22 protein-coding genes are annotated in these 23,300 nt (G+C 69.3%); 15 read left to right on the top strand and 7 right to left on the bottom strand.

The window, feature by feature from the left end:
* Positions 1-5: 5 nt before the first annotated feature.
* The 8 genes from OG496_RS53465 to OG496_RS53430 all read left to right on the top strand — a co-directional run bounded on the left by OG496_RS53465 (position 6) and on the right by OG496_RS53430 (position 9,534).
* A complete protein-coding gene (locus OG496_RS53465; RefSeq protein WP_405976242.1) occupies positions 6-2,783 on the top strand; it encodes an ABC transporter permease subunit in 2,778 nt (925 codons plus the stop codon).
* On the top strand, positions 2,780-3,511 hold the full coding sequence (locus OG496_RS53460) for an ABC transporter ATP-binding protein (protein WP_405976241.1): 732 nt from the start codon (positions 2,780-2,782) through the stop codon (positions 3,509-3,511). The genes OG496_RS53465 and OG496_RS53460 overlap by 4 nt, the downstream gene beginning before the upstream one ends.
* Positions 3,512-3,703: 192 nt before the next feature.
* Positions 3,704-4,387: a PaaI family thioesterase gene (locus OG496_RS53455; RefSeq protein WP_405976240.1), complete on the top strand. Its 684-nt coding sequence runs from the start codon at positions 3,704-3,706 to the stop codon at positions 4,385-4,387.
* Positions 4,388-4,487: 100 nt separating this feature from the next.
* Positions 4,488-4,919: a MaoC family dehydratase N-terminal domain-containing protein gene (locus OG496_RS53450; protein WP_405976239.1), complete on the top strand. Its 432-nt coding sequence runs from the start codon at positions 4,488-4,490 to the stop codon at positions 4,917-4,919.
* Positions 4,916-5,320, top strand: a complete 405-nt coding sequence (locus tag OG496_RS53445; RefSeq protein WP_366495752.1) for a MaoC/PaaZ C-terminal domain-containing protein — start codon at positions 4,916-4,918, stop codon at positions 5,318-5,320. The genes OG496_RS53450 and OG496_RS53445 overlap by 4 nt, the downstream gene beginning before the upstream one ends.
* A gap of 30 nt (positions 5,321-5,350) precedes the next feature.
* Entirely contained in the window at positions 5,351-6,205 is an 855-nt protein-coding gene (locus OG496_RS53440) for an SDR family oxidoreductase (RefSeq protein WP_405976238.1), read from the top strand.
* 37 nt (positions 6,206-6,242) lie between these two features.
* Positions 6,243-8,702 (top strand): CaiB/BaiF CoA transferase family protein, encoded by a 2,460-nt coding sequence (locus tag OG496_RS53435; protein WP_405976237.1) that lies wholly within the window; start codon positions 6,243-6,245, stop codon positions 8,700-8,702.
* Positions 8,703-8,850: 148 nt separating this feature from the next.
* Complete coding sequence (locus OG496_RS53430; protein WP_405976236.1) at positions 8,851-9,534, top strand: TetR/AcrR family transcriptional regulator; 684 nt, start codon at positions 8,851-8,853, stop codon at positions 9,532-9,534.
* On the opposite strand, the gene OG496_RS53425 is transcribed toward OG496_RS53430, so the two are convergent.
* Positions 9,515-10,903, bottom strand: coding sequence for an acyl-CoA dehydrogenase family protein (locus tag OG496_RS53425; protein WP_405976235.1), 1,389 nt, complete (start codon positions 10,901-10,903; stop codon positions 9,515-9,517). The two genes, OG496_RS53430 and OG496_RS53425, sit on opposite strands and share 20 nt — an antisense overlap.
* 97 nt (positions 10,904-11,000) lie before the next feature.
* On the opposite strand from OG496_RS53425, the gene OG496_RS53420 reads away from it, so the two are divergent.
* From OG496_RS53420 to OG496_RS53405, 4 genes are all read left to right on the top strand, one after another.
* On the top strand, positions 11,001-12,029 hold the full coding sequence (locus OG496_RS53420; RefSeq protein ID WP_405976234.1) for a phosphotransferase family protein: 1,029 nt from the start codon (positions 11,001-11,003) through the stop codon (positions 12,027-12,029).
* Between the two features lie 70 nt (positions 12,030-12,099).
* Entirely contained in the window at positions 12,100-12,870 is a 771-nt protein-coding gene (locus tag OG496_RS53415) for an enoyl-CoA hydratase (protein ID WP_405976233.1), read from the top strand.
* A gap of 11 nt (positions 12,871-12,881) precedes the next feature.
* Positions 12,882-13,910, top strand: a complete 1,029-nt coding sequence (locus OG496_RS53410; protein WP_405976232.1) for a TIGR03617 family F420-dependent LLM class oxidoreductase — start codon at positions 12,882-12,884, stop codon at positions 13,908-13,910.
* Between the two features lie 193 nt (positions 13,911-14,103).
* On the top strand, positions 14,104-14,811 hold the full coding sequence (locus OG496_RS53405; RefSeq protein WP_405976231.1) for a TetR/AcrR family transcriptional regulator: 708 nt from the start codon (positions 14,104-14,106) through the stop codon (positions 14,809-14,811).
* 65 nt (positions 14,812-14,876) lie between these two features.
* Here the strand turns inward: OG496_RS53405 and OG496_RS53400 are convergent, their stop codons facing one another.
* The 6 genes from OG496_RS53400 to OG496_RS53375 form a co-directional block, all read right to left on the bottom strand.
* Positions 14,877-15,848 carry an LLM class flavin-dependent oxidoreductase gene (locus OG496_RS53400; RefSeq protein ID WP_405976230.1) on the bottom strand — a complete coding sequence of 324 codons (972 nt, stop codon included), beginning with the start codon at positions 15,846-15,848 and terminating at the stop codon, positions 14,877-14,879.
* Positions 15,841-16,146: a DUF1330 domain-containing protein gene (locus OG496_RS53395; protein WP_405976229.1), complete on the bottom strand. Its 306-nt coding sequence runs from the start codon at positions 16,144-16,146 to the stop codon at positions 15,841-15,843. The genes OG496_RS53400 and OG496_RS53395 overlap by 8 nt, the downstream gene beginning before the upstream one ends.
* Before the next feature lie 80 nt (positions 16,147-16,226).
* Entirely contained in the window at positions 16,227-16,736 is a 510-nt protein-coding gene (locus tag OG496_RS53390) for a DoxX family protein (RefSeq protein WP_405976228.1), read from the bottom strand.
* 250 nt (positions 16,737-16,986) lie between these two features.
* A complete protein-coding gene (locus tag OG496_RS53385) occupies positions 16,987-18,246 on the bottom strand; it encodes an amidohydrolase family protein (RefSeq protein WP_366495758.1) in 1,260 nt (419 codons plus the stop codon).
* A gap of 398 nt (positions 18,247-18,644) precedes the next feature.
* Entirely contained in the window at positions 18,645-19,469 is an 825-nt protein-coding gene (locus OG496_RS53380) for an SDR family oxidoreductase (RefSeq protein ID WP_405976227.1), read from the bottom strand.
* Between the two features lie 198 nt (positions 19,470-19,667).
* Positions 19,668-20,354, bottom strand: a complete 687-nt coding sequence (locus tag OG496_RS53375; RefSeq protein ID WP_405976226.1) for a TetR/AcrR family transcriptional regulator — start codon at positions 20,352-20,354, stop codon at positions 19,668-19,670.
* A 159-nt stretch (positions 20,355-20,513) separates the two neighbouring features.
* Here OG496_RS53375 and OG496_RS53370 point away from each other — a divergent pair, with 159 nt between their 5' ends.
* The 3 genes from OG496_RS53370 to OG496_RS53360 are packed head-to-tail and all read left to right on the top strand — an operon-like array spanning position 20,514 to position 23,298.
* Positions 20,514-21,638, top strand: a complete 1,125-nt coding sequence (locus OG496_RS53370; protein WP_405976225.1) for an amidohydrolase family protein — start codon at positions 20,514-20,516, stop codon at positions 21,636-21,638.
* Between the two features lie 5 nt (positions 21,639-21,643).
* A complete protein-coding gene (locus tag OG496_RS53365; protein ID WP_405976224.1) occupies positions 21,644-22,855 on the top strand; it encodes a thiolase C-terminal domain-containing protein in 1,212 nt (403 codons plus the stop codon).
* Positions 22,852-23,298, top strand: coding sequence for a Zn-ribbon domain-containing OB-fold protein (locus OG496_RS53360; protein ID WP_405976223.1), 447 nt, complete (start codon positions 22,852-22,854; stop codon positions 23,296-23,298). Before OG496_RS53365 ends, OG496_RS53360 begins: the two co-directional genes overlap by 4 nt.
* The last annotated feature ends 2 nt before the right edge of the window (positions 23,299-23,300 follow it).

Below are 23,300 nucleotides of genomic sequence, written 5' to 3'. Positions count from 1 at the left end.
CACCGATGAGTCAGTACGTCGTGTTTCTGTTGCTGGGACTGGGAAGCGGGGCGGTGTTCGGCGCGCTCGCGCTGGCACTCGTGCTCACCTTCCGCAGTTCCGGAGTGGTCAACTTCGCCACCGGTGCGATCGCGTTGTACAGCGCGTACACCTACGCGTTCCTGCGCCAGGGCGAGTTGCTGGTGCCGCTGCCGGGGGTGCCGAAGAAGGTCGGACTCGGCGGTGCCCTCGGCCTCTTCCCGGCGATGGTCATCTCCCTTGTCCTCGCTGCCCTGTTGGGGGTGGTCCTGTACGGGCTGGTCTTCCGGCCGCTGCGCACCGCGCCGCCGGTGGCGAAGGCTGTCGCCTCGATCGGGGTGATGCTGGTGATCCAGGCCGTGCTCGCCGCGGCGGTGGGTACGGGGGCGGTGTCGGTCAAGGCGATCCTGCCCAACGACCCGGTGCCATGGGGCGGTTCGCTCCTCCCCGGCGACCGGCTGTGGTTCGCGGCGGTGATCGTCGTACTGACCGTCGTCCTGGCGCTGGTGTTCCGGCTGACCCGGTTCGGGCTCACTGCCCGGGCGGTGGCGGAGTCGGAGAAGGGCGCGCTGGTCAGCGGGTTGTCGCCGGAGCGGATCGCGGTGGCGAACTGGGCGCTCAGCTCGGCCGTCGCCGGGCTGTCCGGCATCCTGATCGCCCCGATCGTGCCGCTGGTCCCGGTCTCCTACACCCTGTTCATCGTGCCGGCCCTGGCGGCGGCGCTGGTCGGCAACTTCACCGCGCTGATCCCGGCCGTGGGAGCGGGGCTGGTCATCGGGATGCTCCAGTCGGAGGTGCAGTTCCTCCAGGGGAAGTGGTCGTGGCTGCCCCAGGCCGGCCTGGCCCAACTGGTGCCGCTGGCCGTCATTTTGGCCTACCTCGTGGTCCGTGGACGGCCGCTGCCCACGCGCGGCTCGCTGATCCAGCAGGCCTTGGGCCGGGCACCGCGGCCCGACCGCATCCTGGCCCCGGCGGTCGTGAGTACAGCCCTGGCTGTCGTCGTCCTCTTCGCCACCACCGGAAGCATCCGCGCGGCCGTGATCACCTCGCTGACCCTGGCGGTGATCTCGCTGTCGCTGGTGGTCGTCACCGGGTTCGCCGGGCAGATCTCGCTCGCGCAGCTGACGCTGGCGGGGGTAGGCGCGTTCAGCCTGAGCAGGCTGAGCGTCGACTGGGGTGTCCCCTTTCCGTTCGCTCCGTTGCTGGCGGCCCTGGCGGCGACGGTGATCGGGGTGGTGATCGGGCTGCCCGCGCTGCGGATCCGTGGCCTGCCGGCGGCGGTGGTCACGGTCGCGCTGGCCGTGGCTCTGGAGGCCTTCTGGTTCCGCAACACCCAACTCAACGGCGGCCTGGGCGGCTCGAAGGTGCCCTCGCCCCGCCTGTTCGGGATCGACCTGGGCATCGGAGCGGGCGACGACTATCCACGCATCCCGTTCGCGTTGCTGTGCCTGGTGGTACTGCTGCTCGTCGGCCTGGGCGTGGCGTGGCTGCGCCGCAGCCGCCTCGGCGCCGCGATGCTCGCCGTACGCGCCAACGAACGGTCGGCCGCGGCGGCGGGCATCGACGTCGCCCGTACGAAGATCGTCGCCTTCGCGATCGGGGCGTTCATCGCCGGGCTCGGGGGCGCCCTGCTGGGCTACCAACAGACCGTCGCCGACGCCGAGATGTTCACCGCGATCGGCGGTCTGGGCCTGTTCGCCACCGCCTACCTGGCCGGCATCACCTCGCTGTCCGGCGGCCTCGTCGCCGGGGTGATGGGAGCCGGCGGTCTGCTGCCCGTCCTCCTGGACCGGGCCCTTTCCCTGGGCGAGTGGTACGACGTGATCATGGGCATCGGTCTCGTCCTCACCGTGATCACGAACCCGGAAGGCCTTGTCGGCCCGGCGCACGAACTGTCGGCCCGGCTACGGCGCAAGCGCCGTCCCGCCGCCCTCGGCCAGGACGCCGACGTCCTGGCCGAGTCGGCGCCGTCCTCCCGCCCACCCGTTCCCGAACCGGGCGAGGTGCTCCTCGCGGTCCGCGATGTCGGGGTCCGCTACGGCGGTGTGGTGGCCGTCGACTCCGTCACCTTCGACGTGCGCTCGGGCGAGATCGTCGGCGTGATCGGCCCGAACGGCGCCGGGAAGACCACCCTCCTCGACGCGGTCAGCGGCTACAACCGCAGTACGGGAACAGTCGAGTTCGACGGCCGGGTGATCTCCTCGCTGAAGCCGCACCAGCGGGGCCGGGCGGGCCTCGGACGCACCTTCCAGGGCATCGAGCTCTACGAGGACCTCAGCGTGGAGGAGAACGTGCTGGTCGGGGAGGCCGCCGCCCTGCACGGCGGCGACCATGTCGGCTCCACTCAGGGGCTGGAGCTGCGGAACCGGCTGTTCGAGACGCTGCACCTGAGCCGGTTCCGGGCCCAGCCGGCACGCGAACTCTCCCAGGGCAGACGGCAGTTGGTGTCCATCGCACGAGCCCTGGCCGGTCGCCCCCGGATGCTGCTGCTCGACGAACCCGCGGCCGGCCTGGACAGTTCCGAGAGCCGCTGGCTGGGCGACCGGCTGCGGGCCGTACGGGCCGACGGCGTGACGGTCCTGCTCATCGACCACGACATGGGGCTGGTGCTCGACGTGTGCGACCGCATCGTCGTACTGGACATCGGAAAGGTCATCGCGGACGGAACTCCCGCCGAGATCAAGGCAGATCCACGGGTCGCGACCGCCTACCTCGGTGCGACGAACGTCGATTCGGACCAGGTGCGCGGGGAGGTCGTCCAGTGACCGGGCAGGAACTGCTGACGTGCGAGGGCGTGGACGCGGGCTACACCAAGGGCCGGCCGGTGGTACGCGGCTTCGACCTGAAGCTGCTCGCCGGAGAGGTCATCGCCCTGCTGGGGCCCAACGGAGCGGGAAAGACAACGCTGTTGATGACCCTTGCCGGGCTGCTGCCGCGCCTGGGCGGGTCGGTCGCCCTGGACGGGCGGGAGATCCGTGGCGGGCGGGCGCGTGAGGTCGCCCGGCGGGGACTGGTCCTGGTGCCCGACGACCGGTCGCTGTTCACGCAGTTGACCGTACGGGACAACCTGACGCTCGCGCGGCGGCGTCGGGGCAGCAGCGTGGACCAGGTGCTCGACTTCTTTCCGGCGCTGGGGAAACGGCTGAAGGTCGCGGCCGGGATGCTCTCCGGTGGGGAGCAGCAGATGCTGGCGCTGGGGCGGGCGATGATCCAGGACCCTCGGGTGCTGCTCGTCGACGAGTTGAGTATGGGGCTGGCGCCGGTGATCGTCGAGGAGTTGCTGCCGGTCGTCCGGCGGATCGCCGAGGACACCGGCACGGCGGTCGTGCTGGTCGAGCAGCACGTCCGGCTGGCCCTCGACGTGGCGGACCGGGCGGTGGTCCTGGTGCACGGGGAAACGGTGTTGAGCGGGTCCGCCGCGAGACTCGCGGCGGACCCCGGTCTGCTGGAGCGCGCCTATCTCGGCGAGCAGGCACCGGAAACCGTCTCGTAACCGCTATCCGTCCGATTCGCCTTAATGGGGATACTCATTAAGGCGATCGGGTACGGAGGGATCGTCGCGGGTCACGCGACACGGGGACGGAACGAACGAAGGACGGAACATGACGAACAGTGAGGTCGCGACCGAGGAGCAGCAGGGACCGGGTGCGCACCCGGCCGGGGTCCACGCGCGAAGCGTGTCGGCGTGAAGACGCCCGGGCTTCCCGGCACCAAGCCGTACGACGACCCGGCGCTCGGGCTGGGCATCCCCGAGCCGGAGCGGACCCCCCAGGTCGAGTCGTGGACCCGGGCGGCGGGACCGGACGGCGCGGGCGGAGACGGGTACGGCCGGATGATCGCGCGCCTGCGCGGCTTCCTGGATCATGTCGCGGCAGCACGCCTGGACCCCGCCACGGTGGCCGCGCTCTCGGACGACCTCGGCGCCTGGACCGAGCGGCTCGCCGACGCGGCCGTTCCCGAGCGCGAGCAGGTCTTCGGGCACCGGGACGACATGCCGGGCCGCGGCCAGACGATGGCGCCGTCGTTCCGGGTCCACGAGGCCGACCGGCTCAGTGTCCGCGGCACGGTCCGCTTCGGCCGGTACTTCCTGGGCGGGAACGGGGCGGTCCACGGTGGCGCCGTCCCGCTCCTCTTCGACGAGGTCCTGGGCCGGCTGTCCGGCTCGGCCGGCCGCACCCGGGCCCGCACCGCCTACCTGCACACCGACTACCGGTCGATCACGCCGATCGGGGCGGAACTCGACGTGCACGGCTGGTTCGTGAGCGAGGAGGGCCGCAAGCGCGTCCTCCGGGCCGAGATCCGCCACGACGGAGTCCTCTGCGCCGAGGCGGAGGGGCTGTTCATCGTCCTCAATCCCGGTCAGCCCTGACCCGAACCGCAAAAGTTAATGAAGATTTCTTAGAAAGCATTGACGGTCGGTTCCGTCGACGAAATAGTTCGATGCGGACCTACTCCGGCGAGGAGCAGACATGGCGATCATGCCCATCGAGTGGGGCAAAGTACGGGAGTACGCCACCGCGACAGCGGCGGCCCGCCCCGCCTACCTCGACGACCCGAACGCTCCGATTCCGCCGACCTTCCTGGCCACGGTGATCTACTGGAGCACCATCGGCGAGACGGTGCGCGCGCCCGAGGTCGCGCAAGCGTGCGCGACGGTCGGGATCGAACCCGACGTACGGAATCTGCTCTCGCTGGAGCAGGAGTACTTCTTCCACGGCCCGGTGCCGCGGGCAGGCGAGACGCTGCACAACTCCGAGCGCCTGTACGACGTGCGGATCAAACAGGGCCGGCAGGGACCGATGGTGCTGGTCCGTTTCCTGGTCTCCTTCCACGACGACGAGGGACTCCTGCGCGCCGAGTGCCGGTACACGTCCGCCTATGTGCGCAAGGAGGCGTCGTGATCGACCTCGCGCAGGGTGCCCGGCTTCCGGAGCGTACGTTCGGGCCGGTCACGATGACCGACATCGTGCGCTACCAGGGCGCGAGCGGCGACATGAACCCGATGCACCACGACGACGAACTCGCCCGCTCCGTCGGATATCCCGCCGCCTTCAGCGCGGGGATGCTCGGCGCCGGCTGGCTCGCCGCGTACTGCACCGACCACTTCGGCGAGGAGAGCGTACGGCGCTTCCGCACCCGCTTCACGCAGGTGGTGTACCGCGGGGATCGGCTGGTCGCGTCGGCCGAGGTCGTACGGCTCTTCCAGCAGGGCGACGAGCGGCGGCTGGAGCTCGCGATCCAGCTGCGCAAGGACGACGGCGCGCTCGTGGTCGACGGCTCCGCCGAGTTCGCGCTGACGTGATGAACCCTCGGACCGGAGAAGGGGTAATTCATGGGAATTGACGCCGAGTTGCAGACCGGGAAGAGCCAACGCCCGGATCTGCCCGTCGCGTTGGTGATCGGTGGGGGCGGTATCGGCATGTCGGCGGCGCGCCGTCTGGGCCAGTCCCACCGGCTCGTGCTGGCGAGTCTGTCGGCGGACAGGATCCCGGCGCGGGAGTCCGCGTTGCGCGAGGACGGGATCGACGCGGTGGTGACGCGGTGCGACATCACGGAACCCGACTCGGTCGCGGAACTCGGTCAACTGGTCGCTTCGCACGGGCGGTTGCGCACGGTCGCACATGTCGCGGCGCTGTCCCCGTCGATGGGTGGCTGGCGCACCCTGCTCCGGGTGAACCTCGTCGGGGCGCGGCTGATCGAGCGGATGAGCCTCGGACAGGCCGTGCGGGGCACGGCCGCGGTCTTCGTGTCCTCCTCCGCCGGACACCTCGCCGAACCGCCGGATCCGGAGATCACCGCGGTGCTCGACGACCCGCTGGCCCCCGACTTCGTCGAGCGCCTGGAGAAGCTGGTGCCGGAGCGCACCCCGCTCCAGGCCTACCGGCTCACCAAGTACGCGCTGCTCCGCATGTGCCGAAAGCGTGCGGCGGCGTGGGGGCAGAAAGGTGCCCGCATCGTCTCGATGTCGCCGGGCCCGATCGCCACCCCGATGGGTGCGTTGGAGTTCGAAGGACCCCACCGCGAGGTGAAGTTGACCATGCTGCGCCAGTCGCCGCTCGGCCGCGAGGGCACGATGACCGAGACCGCCGACGCCATCGAGTTCCTCGCGTCCGACCGGGCGTCGTACATCACCGGGACCGACCTGCTGGTCGACGGAGGCATCCTCGCGACGACCCGGTTCAGCTGAAAGTGCTGTGAACCCGCACCGTCCAAGGGAGTTGGGAATGCCCGACCGGAACGACGACCTCGGCGAAGGCCCGCTCCACGGCATCGTCGTCATCGATCTCTCGACGACACTGCCCGGCGCTCAGGCCACGCAGTTCCTCGCGGACGCGGGAGCAGACGTCATTCTCGTCGAGCCGCCCGAGGGAAGCCGGCTGCGCGCGAACCCCGGCTGGCCGGGCCTCCTGCGCGGAAAACGCAGCATCACACTCGACCTGCACGAGGACACCGATCGCGCGACGCTGGACGGCCTTCTCGCGCGCGCCGACGTCGCCGTCACCACGATGCGCCCGGCCGCCGCGGCGCGACTCGGCTTCACCGCCGGCCAGTTGGCGGCCCGGCACCCGCGCCTCGTCACGGCGCTCATCACCGGCTGGGGAACCCACGGACCATGGTCCGACCGCAAGGGCTACGAAGCACTGATCCTCGCCAAGAGCGGCGTCCTCCACTCCAAGCACCAGCTCACCACCGGCCCGGACCCCGCCTACGTCACCACTCCCTACGCCTCCTTCGCAGCCGCGCAGGCAGCGGTCCACGGCATCCTCGCGGCCCTGCTCGAACGGGAGGAGAGCGGCCTGGGCCAGGTGGTGGAGTCCGATCTGGTGACCGCGGTCGGTGCGTACGACCCGTACAACTGGTTCTACGAGCTGGTGCTCGGCCGCTTCCCCGACGCGTTCCAGCCGATGGGTGCCGCCTTCGACCAACAGGGCCGCCCCCAGACCAAGTTGCTGTACGCGATGCTCATCGCCGCGACGGCGGACGGCACTTGGCTGCAGTTCGCGCAGACCGCGCCACGGCTGATGCGCGCCTGGCTGGACGAACTCGGGCTGAGCGCCGAACTCGCCGATCCAAAGTGGGACGGCTTTCCGATGCTTCCGACGCCCGAGCTGCGGTTCGAGTGGTGGAACAAGATGGTCTCGAAGGTCGGGCAGCGGACACTCAAGGAGTGGGAAGCGGTGTTCGCCCGCAATCCCGACGTCTTCGGCGAGCAGTTCCGCACCCCGGACGAGGCGCTGGACCACCCGCAGTTGGTGCACGAGGGCCGCGTGGTCGTCGTAGAGGATCCGGACCTCGGCCCGGTACGCCAGCCGTCGACCCTGGTCCACGCGGCGGGTCGGCCGCTCACGAGGATTCGCCGGGCACCCCGCCTCGGCGAGCACACCCAGGAGCTGCGCCGTCTGGCTGCGACTCGTGGTGACGGACTCTCCAACACCGGGACACAGCAAGGCCGTTCAGGACACCCTCTCGCCGGCGTGACCGTCCTCGAACTCGGCGTGATGTACGCCGGGCCGTACGGTGCCACCCTGCTCGCCGATCTCGGTGCGCGGGTCATCAAGGTCGAGCCGATCGAAGGCGACCTGATCCGCACCATCATGGCGTTCCCCGAAGCGGGTGGCGCGAAGGCCCTCCAGGGGAAGGAGAGCATCGCCGTCGACCTCCGGTCCCCCGAAGGGCTGGAGATCCTGCGGGAGTTGGTGGGTCAGGTCGATGTGGTGCTCCAGTGCTTCCGGGCGGGCGTCGCGGCCCGGATCGGTGTCGACGAGGTCTCGCTGAAGGCGGTCAATCCGGATCTGGTGTACGTGAACGCTCCTGGCTACGGTATCGACGGACCGTACGGTTCCAAGCCCGCCTACGCGCCGTCCATCGGTGCGGCGTCAGGGGTTTCCGTGACCGACGCGCAGGTGGTCGGCCAACCCACGGAGGATCGCGACCAACTGCTGGGCCAAGCACGCAAGTTGTACGCCGGTGGGACGGTCCCGGCGGTCCAGTCGGACGGAATGGCCGCCCTCGGCGTCGCTTCCGCCCTGCTCCTCGGGATCTACGCGAAGCAGCGCGGGATCGAACTGACCGACATCGCCGCCACGATGCTGGGCACGAGCACGCAGGCGCTGATCGCGCACAACACCAGCTACGCGGGGCGTCCCGCACAGCCTCGCGTCGACGCCGAGTTCCGAGGGACCAGTGCCCTGTACCGGATGTACCCCGCCTCCGACGGCTGGCTCTTCCTCGCCGCGCCGGCGGAGCGGGAGTGGGCTCCTCTGGTCGCCGGGCTCGGCGACCCGGGCGATCTGGCCGACGAGCGCTTCACCACGAGCCGGTCGCGTGCCGCCCACGACGACGCGCTCGCGGAGGTGCTCACCAAGATCTTCGCCACCCGGACGAAGGCCGAGTGGGAGGCCGACCTCACGGCGAAGGACGTCGGCTGCGTCGCCGTGACCCAGGAACCGGCCGAACGGCACATGCAGGGCGACGAGTTCTACGCCGCGGGCTACGCCGTCGACGCGGTCAGCCCCGTCTTCGACGAGCACCGTCGGCTCGCACCGCTGAACCGCTTCTCCCGATCTACGACCAATCCGGAGGCGGGCTGCACCCTGGGCCAGCACACCGACGCCCTGCTGCGCGCGCTCGGCTACGACCAGGCGCGGATCGCCGGTCTTCGTGACGCGGGGGTCGTACGGTGACGTGACGTTCGGGGCGAGACGCAGGAACCTCCCACGACGCACCACCGGCGTCACCCGGCCGTGCCCACCTGAACGACATGGCGCGCTCGGCGCCCACACCGGCCGGTGACCGGTGGTGGGGCAACGCGCACACCGTAGGATCCACGGTATGGGGACGGCCGACGACAACAGCGGTGCCGAGGCGGGCAGTCACATCGACCGCCGGCGCAGCAAGGCCCGGAAACGTCCCAGCGAGACGTATCTGCGCAGACGCGCGGAGCTTGAGTTCGCGGCGACAACTGTCATGCGCCGCAAGGGATTTCACGACATGACGCTCCGCGACGTGGCCGAGGAGCTCGGCACGGACCGCGCCAGCATCTACTACTACGTGGCGGGCAAGGAGGAACTGCTCGCGGACCTGGTGCACCGCGCCCTCGTCGAGAGCGACGAGGACCTGACGAAGGTGTCGGCGTCCGAGCAGTCGGCGGCCGACAAGCTACGGGCCGGAATCAGGGTGCTGATGAAGCACTACGACCGCCACTTCCCCTACCTCTACATCTGGGTGCATGAGGACCTGTCCCGGTTCGAGGGGGTGAAGCAGAGCGATCTGGAACCGATCATCGATCTGTCCCAGCGTCAGTTCGAGTTCATCGAGGGTTTCGTGCAGGAGGCGGTCGCGTCGGGCGAGTTCACGACCACGCTTCCTGTGGGGGTCGTAGCGCAGTCGATCATCGGTCTCGTGGCGTGGACCTTCCGCTGGTACGAGCCCGGCCGGACGCTCTCGGCCCAGGATCTGGCCGACGGCCTGGCGGACATCGCGCTCTCCGGACTCGTCACCCGGCCGGCGCCGTGACCGACGGCGGCTGCCAGGGCTGGGCCACGGGAAGCACGTCGACGGTCCCTCTGCTCTCCTCGAACGTGACGCCCACCTGGTCGAGGACGGGCTGCAGCTGTCGCGCCGCCCAGGCCTTCCGTTCGAAGAGCACCTCGGTCGGGAAGTTACCCTTCGCCGGCTCGTAGTCGCGCAGCAACGCCCGTGCCACCGAGGAGAGATGGAGTTCGGTGACGCCGTCGGCCATCCCCTCGTGCAGGGCGAGGGCCATGTACTGGCCGAACCGCATCACGTTGGACACACCGATGGAGCCGTGCAGATGGACGGCGCGGACGGTGACGTCCTGCGCGATCCTGGCCATCGCCGCCTTCACGGCGGAGATCATCTTGCGGCCCTCGCGACCGTGTTCGGCACGCTGGTCGAACATCCACGCCGTGTAGAGAACCAGCAGCCGAAATTGCTGGTACTCGATGAAGCTCCGCGCGAGGTCATGCTGAACGGCCTGCTTCTGCGCGATGACCTCGCCGTACGACTCCCGGCTCAGGGCCCGCTCTCCCATGAGGTCGAGCATGTGCTTGACGTGGCCCACGGTGCGCTGGGCGTGGTGCAGCCGTCCGCCGCCGAGCCGTGACTGCGCGACCTTGAAGCCCTCCCCCACCGGGCCGAGGCGCGCGCTGTCCGGTACGCGCACACCGTTGAAGCGGAGCCATGGATGTCCACCGCTGCCGGGACTGTCACCCCACAGTCCGACGTTGCGCACCACCTCGAAGCCGGGCGCGTCGGTGGGAACGATGAACATCGTCGCGCGACCGTGCGGAGGCGCATCCGGGTCCGTCACGCACATCACGATCATGAAGGCGGCGTGGTTGGCGTTGGAGGCGAACCACTTCTCGCCCGTGATGACCCAGTCGTCGCCGTCCCGCACGGCCCACGTACGGAAGTTGGTCGGATCGGAGCCGCCCTGCGGTTCGGTCATCGCGTAGCAGGAGAAGACGTCGTTGGCCAAAAGGGGCTCAAGGTACGTCTTCTTCTGTTCGTCCGTGCCGAACATCGCGAGGATCTCGGAGTTCCCGCTGTCGGGCCCCTGGCAGCCGAAGACGACCGGTCCGAACGACGAGCCGCCGAAGTGCTCGTTGATGTAGGTGAGCTTGACGGCCCCGAACCCCTGACCGCCGAGATGGGGCGGCAGGTGGGCCGCCCACATGCCCTGCGCCTTGACCTCGCCCTGCAGTTGCCTGACGACCTTGCGGAGGGCGTGGTTGCCGATGTCGTAGGCGGCGTCGATGTCGTAGTCGTAGACGTACTCCAAGGGGCGGATGCGGTTCGCCACGAAGTCCGACATCCAGTCCAGCTTCTTCTGGAACTCCGCGTCGATCGAGAAGTCGACCATGCCTGTCCTCCGTCGTTGCCAACTCACTTTTAATGAGGATACTCTTCTCGTCAACGCCGCGTTGATAGATTCCGTCACGCCGGAGGTTCCTGGGGTCATGACCGTCGATGAGCTCGACCGTGAACGCCTCGCCGCCTGGCTGGCCGGCCAGTCCCTCGTGGACCGGCCCGAGGCACTGGTCGTCGACCCGATCAGCGGCGGCAACCAGAACATCGTGGCAAGGCTGGGCGACGGCACGCGCCGGATGGTCCTGCGGCGCCCGCCGCGCATCGTCCCCGACGGCCGCGATGCCGCGATGGAACGCGAGTTCCGGCTGCTGACCGCGCTGGAGGGGACCGATGTCCCGCACGCGACGCCGTTGGCGCTCTGCACCGATCACGACGTTCTCGGCGCGACGTTCTATGTGATGTCGGAGGTCGACGGCTGGTCCCCGGCGGCTTCGATGTTCTGGCCGGAGCCGTTCGCGCCCGAACACGGTGTCGCACCTCGCCGCCGGCTCGCCCTCGAACTCGTCCGTGGCCTCGCGACCCTCTCGGCGGTCGACTGGCAGGCACGCGGCCTCACGGGTTTCGGCAGGCCGGACGGCTTCCACGAGCGGCAGGTCGACCGGTGGACCGCGCACTGGGACCGATTCCGCTTCCGCGACATCCCCGGTCTCACCGAAGCGGGCGCCTGGCTGCGCGAGAACGTCCCTTCGCGGTGGACCCCCGGCATCATGCACGGCGACTACTCGTTCCTGAACGTCATGTTCCGGCACGGCCCCGAACCGGCGCTCGCCGCCGTCGTCGACTGGGAGATGGCGACGGTCGGCGATCCCGTCCTCGATCTGGCCTGGCTGATGAGACAGTGGCCGGCGCGCGCCGAGGACGTCCACAGCAGGTACGTCGACTACACGGGGATGCCGCTCCGGGACGAAATGGTCGACATCTACCGCGAGTTGACCGGGAACCCGCTCGACCACTACCGCTACTACCAGGTGCTCGCGAACTTCAAGCTCGCCATCGTCCTCGAAGGCGGCTACGCCCGCTATCTGAACGGCGAGGTCGACAATCCTAAGGTCGCGCACTACAACGACTCGATCCTCGACGCCGGACGGGTCGCGGCGGAACTCGTCGCCGGAGCGTAGGCGCGATGAACCGCACTCCGACCTCGTGCGGGGCAGCGGTCCCCACCCTCAGCAGGCCGGAGGCACCCACGTGAGTGACACGCTGCTCGTCAACGACATCGGCTCGGTGCGCGTCCTCACGATGAACCGGCCCGAGGTACGCAACGCGCTCGGCGGCGAGTTGATCAGCGCCCTGTACCGGGGACTGCTCGACGCGGACGCCGATCCCGACGTGCACGCCGTCGTACTGACCGGCGCCGATCCCGCGTTCTGCGCCGGTGTGGATCTCAAACAGGCCGCCCGTGAAGGGGAGGCCTACTTCCGTCGGCATCGCGAGGAACCCTGCGTCCAGCAGGTGGCGCGGATGGCCACTCCGGTCATCGGTGCTGTCAACGGCGCCACGTTCACGGGCGGGTTGGAGATCGCGCTCGGATGCGACTTCCTCGTGGCCTCCGAGCGCGCGGTCTTCGCGGACACGCATGCCCGAGTCGGAGTGCTGCCCGCCGGTGGGATGACCGCACGGCTGCCGGGTGTCGTCGGGCAGGCGTGGGCGCGCCGCATGTCGTTCACCGGCGAGGTCGTCGGCGCGGCCCAGGCCCTGCGCATCGGGCTGGTCACCGAGGTCGTCGCGCACGACGCACTTCTCGGCCGCGCGCTCGAACTCGCCACCGCCGTGAGCGAGACACCGCACGAGACGATGCGCGCGCTCAAGCACATCTACCAGGAGGGCGGCGCGCCGACGATCGGGGCGGCGCTCGCCGTGGAGCAGTCGGTCTCGCAGTCCAACCGGCCCGACCTCGGCCTGCTCGACGATCGGCGCGCCACGGTGATGGCCCGCAACCGGGACCAACTACGGGGCTGAGGAGACACCACGTGCAGGTCGACGGAAGACTCGACGGCGGACTGGCCGAAGCGCGCGCCGGCGCGTCCACGCTGGAGGAACTCGGTTACGACTCCGCGCTCGTCCCGGAGGTGGCCCACGACGGGCTCCTCCCGGTCGCGTTGGCGGTTGACGCCACCAGCCGGATCACCCTCGGAACGTCCATCCTCGTGGCGTTCGCCCGCAGCCCGATGAGCACCGCGGTCGCCGCGTGGGATCTGCAGCGGTTCTCCGGTGGGCGGCTGCAACTCGGCCTGGGCTCCCAGGTGCGCCCCCACATCGAGCGCAGGTTCGCCATGCCCTGGTCCCGGCCGGCGGAGCGCATGCGTGAGTACGTCGGCGCGCTGCGCGCCATCTGGCAGGCGTGGCAGGAGGGAACCGCGCTGGACTTCCGCGGCGACTTCACCCAACACACGCTGATGCCACCGAGGTTCGACCCGGGTCCGCTCGACGTCCCGCCGCCCGCCGTCTTCGTCGCGGCGGTCGGGCCACGCATGACCGAGGCCACCGCCGAGGTCGCCGACGGGCTCATCCTGCACAGCTTCACCACCGCGCGGTACATGCGGGAGGTGACCCAGCCCGCCATCGACCACGGACTCGCCGTCGGGGGCCGGGACAGGAACGGCTTCGAAGTGCGGGCCAGCCCGTTCGTCGTCACCGCACCGGACGGACCTGATCGGGAGCGGGCGATCACCGCGGTCCGCGAACAGATCGCCTTCTACGCCTCCACCCCGTCGTACCGCCCCGTGCTCGACCTGCACGGCTGGGGCGAACTGCAGACCGACTTGCGGGAACTGACGCGGCAAGGCCGATGGAGCGAGATGAGTACCCTCATCGACGACGACGTGGTCGACGCCTTCGCGATCGTCGCGGAGCCGGACGGGCTCGCCGAGGCGATCCACCGGCACATCGGCGGCTACGCCGACCGGGTCGGACTCACGCTCCCACCCGGTTCGGATCCCGACTGGCACGCGGACGTCGTCCGCGCCTTGAAGAAGACCGCTGTGGTTCCGTCACCGTAGATCCCCATTCCCGGGTCGGCACGGGACCACACCACACGAATCACACTTGTAATGTACCGACTGGTCTAGTAAACAATCCAGGCATAAGATAAATGATGTCCCGGGACCTGATTCCCCCTGGTGCGCCAGAGCCAGCCTGAATTCGGACACAGGCGTGTACGAAACCTCGACAGATCAGGTGGGGAGAGAAGTAATGTCACGTCCTCCGGGTCACGGGCCAGGCTTCGAGGCCAGACGTCGGAAGATCATCGACACCGCGGCGTCCCTGTTCGCGCGGCACGGCTACGCGGCGACCTCCATCAACGACCTCGGACGCGCGGTCGGGCTCGCCAGGGGCGCCCTGTACTACTACATCGGCTCCAAGGAGACCGTCCTCATCGAGATCCAGTCGCGGGTGCTCGGCCCGCTGCTGGCCCGCGCCAAGGAGATCGCGGCCCTCGACGAGGCCCCGCTGCTGCGACTGCGCCTGCTGTCCGAGTCACTGCTGACGACCATCTTCCGCAGGCTCGACCACATCTGGGTCTACGAACACGACTACCGCAACCTCACCGGTGACCACCTCCACACCCTGCTTGCCCAGCGCGCCGAATTCGAAGGGCTGGTCAGGAGACTGTTCACGGAGGCCGCTCGACAAGGCGCCTTCCATACGATGCCGCCCCGGCTCGCCACCCTGCAGTTCCTCAACCTGCACAACCACACCTACCAGTGGGTGAAGCCGGACGGCGAGTGGAACCCAGCGCAGTTGTCCCGCGAGTACTGCGACACCCTGCTGCGCGGCTTCGGCGCACCGGACGCAGACCTGACGGATATGGAGGAGAAGGCGGCGGCATTCAAACGGAATTGCCCAGACCTACCACTGGACCCCGAGGCGGAATGGATGCCGTTCTACGTCGCGAGCTGACGGACCCGCGTTGTCACGCGCCCTCGACCGCAGCCACCGGCGAATGCGCATCAGGAGTTTCGCTGTCAGGACGCGTTTCCGGCGGCGGCGAAGGCCGTCAGTTCACGGGCTGTGTCCGGCCCGCTGGGCGTGTAGATGACCTCGCTGAAGCCCTCACCGACGAGGTGCTCGACGCTCCGTCGGATGCTGTGCGGGTCGCCGACCATGGCGGTGTGATCGATGTGCTCCAGCAACATACGGTCACGATCCGGCAGGTGGGTGACGTGGCCTTCGAAGGTCAGCAGATGGCGTGACTCCGGCGGTTCGAGCGCCTCGACCGTGTCTCGCCACGCTCGGCCACCGGGCAGGGCGTCCACGGCTTCGGCTCCGCCGTACGCGTAGGCGTTGTGCCAGTCCAGGACCCGCCACGGCCCGATCGCCCGGCGCACCCGCTCACTGTCCGGGGCCTCGCCCGGGTCCAGGACGGTGCCGGACACCATGGTCGCCGTGGGGAGGTCGGGGTGGACGGGTCCGATGATCCCGTCGGCGATTTCGGCCGCCAGCTCGGCGCCTCTCGGTCCGAACGCGCTGAGCCACAGGGGGACGTCCATCGGGCGCGACTGCGTGAGCCCGTCCGCGTGGAGCATCCGCACGGCCTTGCCGTTCACGAGCGTCGTCCCGCCCGCCAGGAGTTGGCGCAACGCACGCACGTAGTCACCCAACTCGCCGAGTTTCATGGGCGGTTGTCCGACCGTCAGGCGGGCGGTGAAGCCGGTGCCGAAACAGGGCCGGAACCGTCCGCCGGACAGGCGGGCGACGGTGGCGATCGCCGAGGCCATCGCCATCACGTCGCGCTGTGTCGGGATGAGAACGGCCGTAGCGAGCCCGATACGGCTGGTACGTCGAGCGGCGAGCGCCAGGTGGACGAACGGGTCCTCCCACAGGGGCGCCGAGTCGTAGATCCACACCCGCGTGTATCCGAGCTGTTCGGCCAGCACCACGAGATCGGCGAAGTCGGGCCCCGGCGGCAGCCCGCACGACAGCTCGACTTCAGTCACGAGGCATCTCGAAACCGCTCAGCAGTACCGCGTTCGACTCTGCCGCGGCCTGCCGCAGGGGCCTGGCCGTGGCGTAGGAATCGGAGTCGTACCAGGCCTGGGCCGCTTCGACCGACTCGAATTCGAGAATGACGGTGCGGTTTCCGTGCCATTCGCCTTCCAACACCCGGGGTTGTCCGTCGACGACCAGCGGGGTGGCACCGCTGTGGGCCATGGAGGGCGCCGCGGCCTGGCTGTACGCGGCCATCCCCGCGCTGTCCTTGATGGCTTCGGTCAGGACCACGTATCCCTTGGGCATCCAATTCTCCTTCAGAACAAGCAAGTTGAGGATCTCTCGCGTTGGCTCCGAGCCGGGTCTGACCGGCAGCGGGGCAGGGCTCAGTCGGTCTGCCCTTCCGCGCCGTCGGACGGCCGGTAGAACGTGGCGAGGAGACCCAACGCGGCACCCGTGCCCGCCACTACCGCACCCGCGGACCACCAGACACCGGCGCTGTCGAGTCCCAGCGCGTTGTCCAGCGACCACGCGCCCGGGCCGGCCGAGGCGACGCCTACGGCCACGAGCCCGACGAGCAGCACGTACTCACAGCCGCCCTTGAAGACGAAGTAGCCCTTGCCCCGGTGGTCGGTGAGGGCGGCTACGAGCATCAGGCCCACGTAGGCCGTACAGGCCGCACCCGTCAGGAGACCGAGGCCGAGCAGTACTCCCGCGACGATCTCGGTGCCGGCGGCGAGCCGTGCGTGCAGCCACGCCGGACGCAGTCCGAGCGAAGCGAACCAGGCGGTCGTACCGGTCAGTCCGCCGGACCCGAAGGCCTTGTTCGCCCCGTGGGCGACCAGCATCAGCCCGAGAGCCAAGCGGATCACCAGCATGCCTAGGTCATGGGCCATGACGATCCCCAGCTCCCTGTCTCAATCCGCTCGGGGCGCGGACTCTTCGAATCCCCGCACGCCCCACGGTCCCGCCGCCGAGCACGCCCTGTCTCCTCGCCCGATCTCGCGCCTGACGAGGCCTCGACAGACACGCCGGCATCGGCGTGGAGACGGCGAGGCCTGTCCGGAGGAGGCGAGAGCTGGCTACGTCGCCCCCGGCCCCCTTTCAGGAGGGCCGGGCGACGAGCGATCTGCGGCTCGGCCTCGATCAGGCGTTTTCGGTGGCGGGGGCGAGTTTCCGGCTCTTGTCGAAGTGCACGACGTCGGCGAGGGTGCCGCCCAGGATGGCCGCACGGTCCTCGTCGTTGACACCCTCGAAGTTCTCCGCGACGCACTCCGCACTGCTGCGGAAGGTGCCCTCCGCATGCGGATAGTCATTGCCCCACATCACCGTCGACAGACCCGTGATGTGGCGTGCCTTGACCGCCGTCGGGTCGTCCGCGAACTGCACATGGATCTGCCGCCGCACATACTCGGTCGGCTTCAGCGGATAGGGCCACTTGTCGTTGATCGCGAACAGCCTCCCCATGGAAGGCTGTTCACTCGCCGGGTGGTTGTCGTCCCAGAAACCCAGCCACCAGTCCGGATCCTGACCCGTGCCCGTCTTCCACGCCTTGTCCATGTACCCCATGAAGGAGACCAGCCAGCCGGCCGTGTACTCGATCAGGTTGAAATGCAGGTCCGGGAAACGCTCACACACCCCGCCGCCGACCAGGCTGGCGATGATGCCCTGCGGACCCGCCACCCCGGCACCGGCCGCGAACCCCATCGTCCGCCCCGCCACCATGTCGTCGGTCAGGTTCCCCTTGCCCATGTTCATGGACGTCATCAGCCCCCGCACGGTCTGCGCCGTCCCGGAGACCTGCTCCTTGACCTTCACCCCACCCGTCGCGACATGGATGAACACCGGCAGGCCGTGCGCCTGCGCCGCGGCCCAGACCGGGTCGTACTCCCGCGCGTAGTACGGCAACGGCGGGATCTCCGGCAACAGGATCGCCCCCAGCCCCAGCCGCGCGATCCGCTCGATCTCCGCCACCGCCGCGGGAACATCCGTGATCGGGATCGCCGCCGTGGGCCGCAACCGCTCCCTGTAGGGCAGGTAGCGCTCGACCAGGTAGTCGTTCCACACCCGCGCGTGCGCCATCGACAGCTCGTGATCGTCCGTGAACAGCACGAACAGCGACAGATTCGGGAACATCACCGACGCGTCGACGCCGTCGAAGTTCATGTCCCGGACGATGTGCTCCGGATCGCCGTCCGGCGTCTCCCCGCCGGTCTGGCGGTACTTCGAGATCGTCCACCCGTCGAACCCGATGGTGTGCAACTTCTTGAACTCCGTGTGCCCACCCGGCACGATCGGCTCGTCCAGCGTGAACTCCTCCTCCCACAGCGCACGTTCACGCAACTGCTTGGGCAGGCGGGTCTTGAACAGATCGACCGGCTCGATGATGTGCGAATCGCCGGACACCACAAATTCCTTGAACACAGGCGGTACCTCTCTTCGAACTCCGTCGTCCGCAGCCAGAAGGCCAACCCCCAGATGAGACCCAAGTTAACTGTACCGATCGGTCCAGTCAATAACTTGACACGCGTAACGACCACCGAATGCTGCCCCTGGACTGACGTGCAGCTGACATACGACCGAGTGGTCTATTCCCTGCCCCTAGGCTCATTCCATTAAGCCCGAGGCGTCTCTCAGACAGCCGGAGATCCCCAGGTCGAGGAAACGGCTGCCGCCGCATCGGACATCTCGCTGCCGGTCATCGATGCGGCAAACCGACTGGCGCGGCAAGAGGGCACTCCCCCGAGTGCGAGGTGCGGCCCTTCACGTCGCCGGGCCGGGAAGACGCGTCGGCTGCGACCGTCCTAATCGGCCTGCGCGGAGGCCCACAAGCCACCGTCGACGATGATGTCGACACCCGTCACGAAGCTCGCCCCGTCCGACAGCAGGAACGCGGCGACGGCGGCAACCTCCTCGTAGCGACCGGCACGGCCCAGGGGCGTGTCCTGGATGAACTGTCGTACCGACTCATGCCGCGCCGCCTCCGACCGGGTCTGCGGGGAGTCGATCGCGCCGGGCGAGACGGAGCAGACGCGTGCGCCCAGCGGCCCGAGCCGCACCGCCTCGGCGCGGGCCAGACGCTGCACTCCGTACATGGCCCATGGGTATGCCCACGCGGGATCCTCGACGGCCGGGCCGATCGCTTCACGGATCCGATCGAGGAATCCCTCCCGCACCGGGTTCTCCAGGGCGGCAGCGGCCACCGGATCGGGTTCGACGTGAGCGATCAGCGGAGACACCGAGGCGCAGTACACGAAGGCCGTGCCGGCGGTGGCCAGCGGGCGAAGCGCCTCGGCGAGCAGCGCGCTCCCGACGAAGTCCACCTCGATGATCCGGCGCCAGTCGGCGTCCTCCGGCGCCACGTTCTCGGCATGCGCGACCGCCCGCAGCGTGCCGAACTCCCGGACCCGTCCGGCCAACCGGGAGAGACTGTCGCGGTCGGTGACATCCACCCCGATCGCTTCGACGACGGCTCGCTTCCCGGACCCGGCCAGGTCCTTCGCGACCACGGCCGCCGCCGCCTCGTTCCGGTCGGCGAGCAACAACACGTCGACCATGTCGGCGAGGTGTCGCGCGCATGCCTCACCCGTCCCCTGACCGACACCGGTGGCGACCCCTACCGTGGTCATGCGCAACTCCTCACTGGGGAAACCCGCCGTGGGACGATACTCCCGCGATCAGCGACGCCAGGGCGGGCCGCCTGTTGTGCCTGCTGGGGCAGGCCTCGTACCGCCCGCTCCGCGCACTCCAACGTACCGCTTGGTCAGGCGGACAGGGCGATCTCCCGGACGCGGTCCCCACGCCCCAACGAGATCAAATCACCGGGGTCAGCCCCGTCGCTGTTTCACCCGGGCCTCGTCCTCCATGAGGTCGTACGTCACCGCCGAGACGGGCGCGACGAGCATGCCCACCCACCCGTCGATGTAGTTGTTGAGCTGCGCGTCGCTGATCGGGTGCCGGTTCCGGGCGTGGTCGCCCAGGAGGTTGAGCACGCTGTTGTAGAGCTGCACCTCGCGGCCACGCCGTACCCGGTCGGGCAGTGCGCCGAGCAGTTCGGGCACCAGCTCCTGGAGTACGTCGGTGGCCTCCTCGATCTTCCGCGGCCAGTACTCCGCGTCCGCGCTCGCGGGCGCCAGCCGCGCCAGGAACGGTACGAACATCTCGCCGGCCTCGATGCTCTCGATCAGCGGGCGCACCACCAGCCACACCGCCGCCAGGGGGTCCTCGGCCACGCCGTCGGCACGGGCCTCCTCCAGCAGGACGGCGCGGCGCGCGTCGATGGTCCGGTAGCGGAAGGCGATCAGGTCCCGGACCAGGCCCGCCTTGGAGCCGAAGTGGTACGTGATGACAGACGAGTTGGACTGCCCGGCCTCCATCTGGATCTCCCGCAGGGTCACGCCCTCGACCCCGCGAACGGCGAAGAGCCGCTCGGCGGTCGTCATCAGCAGCTCACGGGTCGCCTCCCCCGTGGTGTGCCGGCGTCTGCGGCCTTCGGCCTTCTCCTCCACTGCCATGGTCCTCATGGTGGTAGATGCGGAGCGGCTCACGCAACGTCAAAACTAATGGAGATGTATTAGAAAGCCTGGACAGTGGGCCCTGTCGATGGAACAGTTCGATGCGAAGACCTGGCATCGCAGGCCTCATCCCTCCCTACTTCCGGAGGACTTCACACCATGCCGAAGATCTGGACCAACTCGGGCGACTCCCATTTCCTGGAGCCGAGCGATCTCTGGGAGTCGCGGTTGCCCGAGCGGCTCGCCGACCTGACGCCGAAGTCCGAGAAGGACCCGGACGGGGAGTACGAGACGGTGCACGTCGACGGTCAGTCGTTCCGTCGGAAGCTGCCGACCTCGGTGGCCAGGGAGTTCCTGGAGGAGAGCCGGAAGGCGCAGGGCATCCGCGATGCGCGGGCGCGGCTGAACGACCTGGACCAGGAAGGCGTCTGGGGCGAGGTGATCTTCCCGTCGCTGGGGATGTGGTCCTCGACGTTCCGGACGCCCGAGCTGCTCAAGGCCTGCATGCGGGCGAGCAACGAGTGGGCACTGGAGGAGATCGCGGCGGTGTCCGACCGCTACGTCGTCACCGCACAGGTGTCGACTCTGGTGGTCGAGGACGCGATCGCCGAACTGGAGTGGGCCTCCGAGCAGGGCTTCCGGGCCGTGTTCCTGCCCACCACTCCGCACCCCAGCGCGCCGGACTGGAACCGAACCGACTGGGAGCCGTTCTGGGACGCCGCCGAACGTGCGCGGATGGTCCTCGCCTTCCACATCGGCACCGACCCGGTGGACATGACGACCGGCGGCGCTGGCCTGGTCTACCGCGGCCCCGGCGGAGCGGTCATGAACTACGCCGAGACGACGTTCTCCGGCCAGAGGGCCGCGATGAAACTTGTGGCCTCCGGCGCCCTCGACCGGCACCCCGATCTGAAGGTGCTGATCTCGGAGGGCGGCGCCACCTGGATCCCGTTCCTGGGCGACCGCATGCTGGAGGGCTACCGCCAGCACCGCATGGCGGTGCGTCCCAAACTCGAACGGGACCCGAAGGAAACCCTGATGACCCAGGTCTACGCCTCCTTCCAGCACGACGAGACGGCGGTCGCCGCGTTCGAGGCGATGGGCTACAAGAACGTCATGTTCGGCTCCGACTACCCGCACATGGAAGGCACGTTCGGGCACACGCAGGACACCCTGAAGTCGTTGTTCGACGGCGTCTCGGACGAGACCCGGCTGCGGATCACCCAGGGTGCGTTCTTCGAACTCTTCCCGCAGGTGCCCCCGGTCCCCACGAGCGGGGTCTGAGCCGGATGCCACGGGATTCGGGCCTGCGCGACGTCGCGATCGTCGGCGTCGGCGCCACGCCCTACTACCGGCGGGGCGAGTCGGCGGGCAAGAGCATCACGCACCTCGCCGGCGAGGCCATCCTCGCCGCCTGCGCCGACGCCGGTCTCTCCGTCAGGGAGATCGACGGCTTCGCCTTCTACTCGGGCGCCGGTGCCGGCTACGGCGACAAGATGGAGTCCGTCGACTTCATGGAGACCCTCGGCATCCCCGAGGTCCGCTTCTCGGCGTCCCTCACGAACGGCGGCGGCGGCTCCGCAGGGGCAATCGGCCTTGCCCGCGCCGCCATTGTCGCGGGCGACGCGACCGTCGTCGTCACGGTCATGGCCCTGCAACAGCAGAAGCAACGCCTCGGCACGGTGATAGCCGCCAAGCCCGTGACCCCGGTCAGCTCCTTCCTCCAGCCGTCCGGACTGGCGGGTCCCGGCCATCTCATGTCGGTCCTGGCACGACGTCACATGCACCAGTACGGCACCACCCGGGACGCGTTCGCCGAGATCGCCGTCTCCACCCGGCAGAACGCCCTCAACCGGCCCAAGGCGATCCAGCGGACACCCCTCACCCGCGAGGAGTACTTCAGCGGGCGGATGATCGCCGAACCGCTCTGCGTCTACGACTTCTGCCTGGAGACGGAGGGAGCGGTCGCCGTCCTCACCACCTCGGCCGACCGCGCCCGCGACCTGCGCCAACGCCCCGTCCCCGTGGTCGCCGTCGCCCACGGCGGCACCCGGGACTGGGGCCGCGGCTTCTCCTGGTACGGCATGCCGGACGAGACCTTCGCCTCGTCCGGTCACAAGCCGATCGCCGGACGCCTCTACAAACAGGCGGGCATCACGCCCCAGGACATCGATGTGGCCCTGATCTACGACCACTTCACCCCCATGGTGCTCATGCAGCTGGAGGACTACGGCTTCTGCGACAAGGGCGATGGCGGCCCGTTCGTCGAGAGCGGCGCGATCCGCTACTCCCCCCGCCGGAAACCCGGAACGATCGCGGTGAACCCGCACGGCGGGCAGCTCTCCGAGGCGTACATCATCGGGATGACCCACATCGTCGAGGGCGTCGAGCAGATGCGCGGGACCGCGATCAACCAGGTCGCCGACGCCGAGTTCGCCCTGTGCACCGGCGGTCCGGCGAGCCTGCCGGTCAGCGGCCTGATCCTGGGACGGGACCGGTGACCGGGGCGCGCTTCGCGACGGCCCTGCCGTCGGACGCCGTACGGATCGCGACGGACGCCGTGACCGAGCCGTTCTGGCAGGCCGCGAAGGAACGGCGGCTGGTGGCGCCGCGGTGCGGCGACTGCGGAACCTTCCGGCTGCCGCCCACCCCCTTCTGCCCCGAGTGTCAGTCCACGGCGGTCGACTGGCCCCAACTGTCCGGCCGCGCCACCGTGTACAGCTTCGCCGTGGTCCACGGCTATCCCGGGCTGCCGGATCTGACCCTGGTCCCCGCCGTCGTGGAGATGCCGGACGCGCCCGGCGCGAGGCTGGTCACCAATGTGGTCGGGGTCGAACCGGCGGACGTACGGATCGGGTTGGCGCTGACCGTCGACTTCCATCCCATCACCGACGGCTGGCTGCTGCCCGTGTTCCGCGTGGCCACCGACGCCGAGAAGGAGTGAGG

Origin of the sequence: Streptomyces sp. NBC_00988 (genome assembly GCF_045162645.1) — a bacterium.
GTDB lineage: Bacteria > Actinomycetota > Actinomycetes > Streptomycetales > Streptomycetaceae > Streptomyces.
The sequence above is the reverse complement of the archived record's forward strand: the minus strand, read 5'-3'. Positions and strand labels throughout refer to the sequence as shown.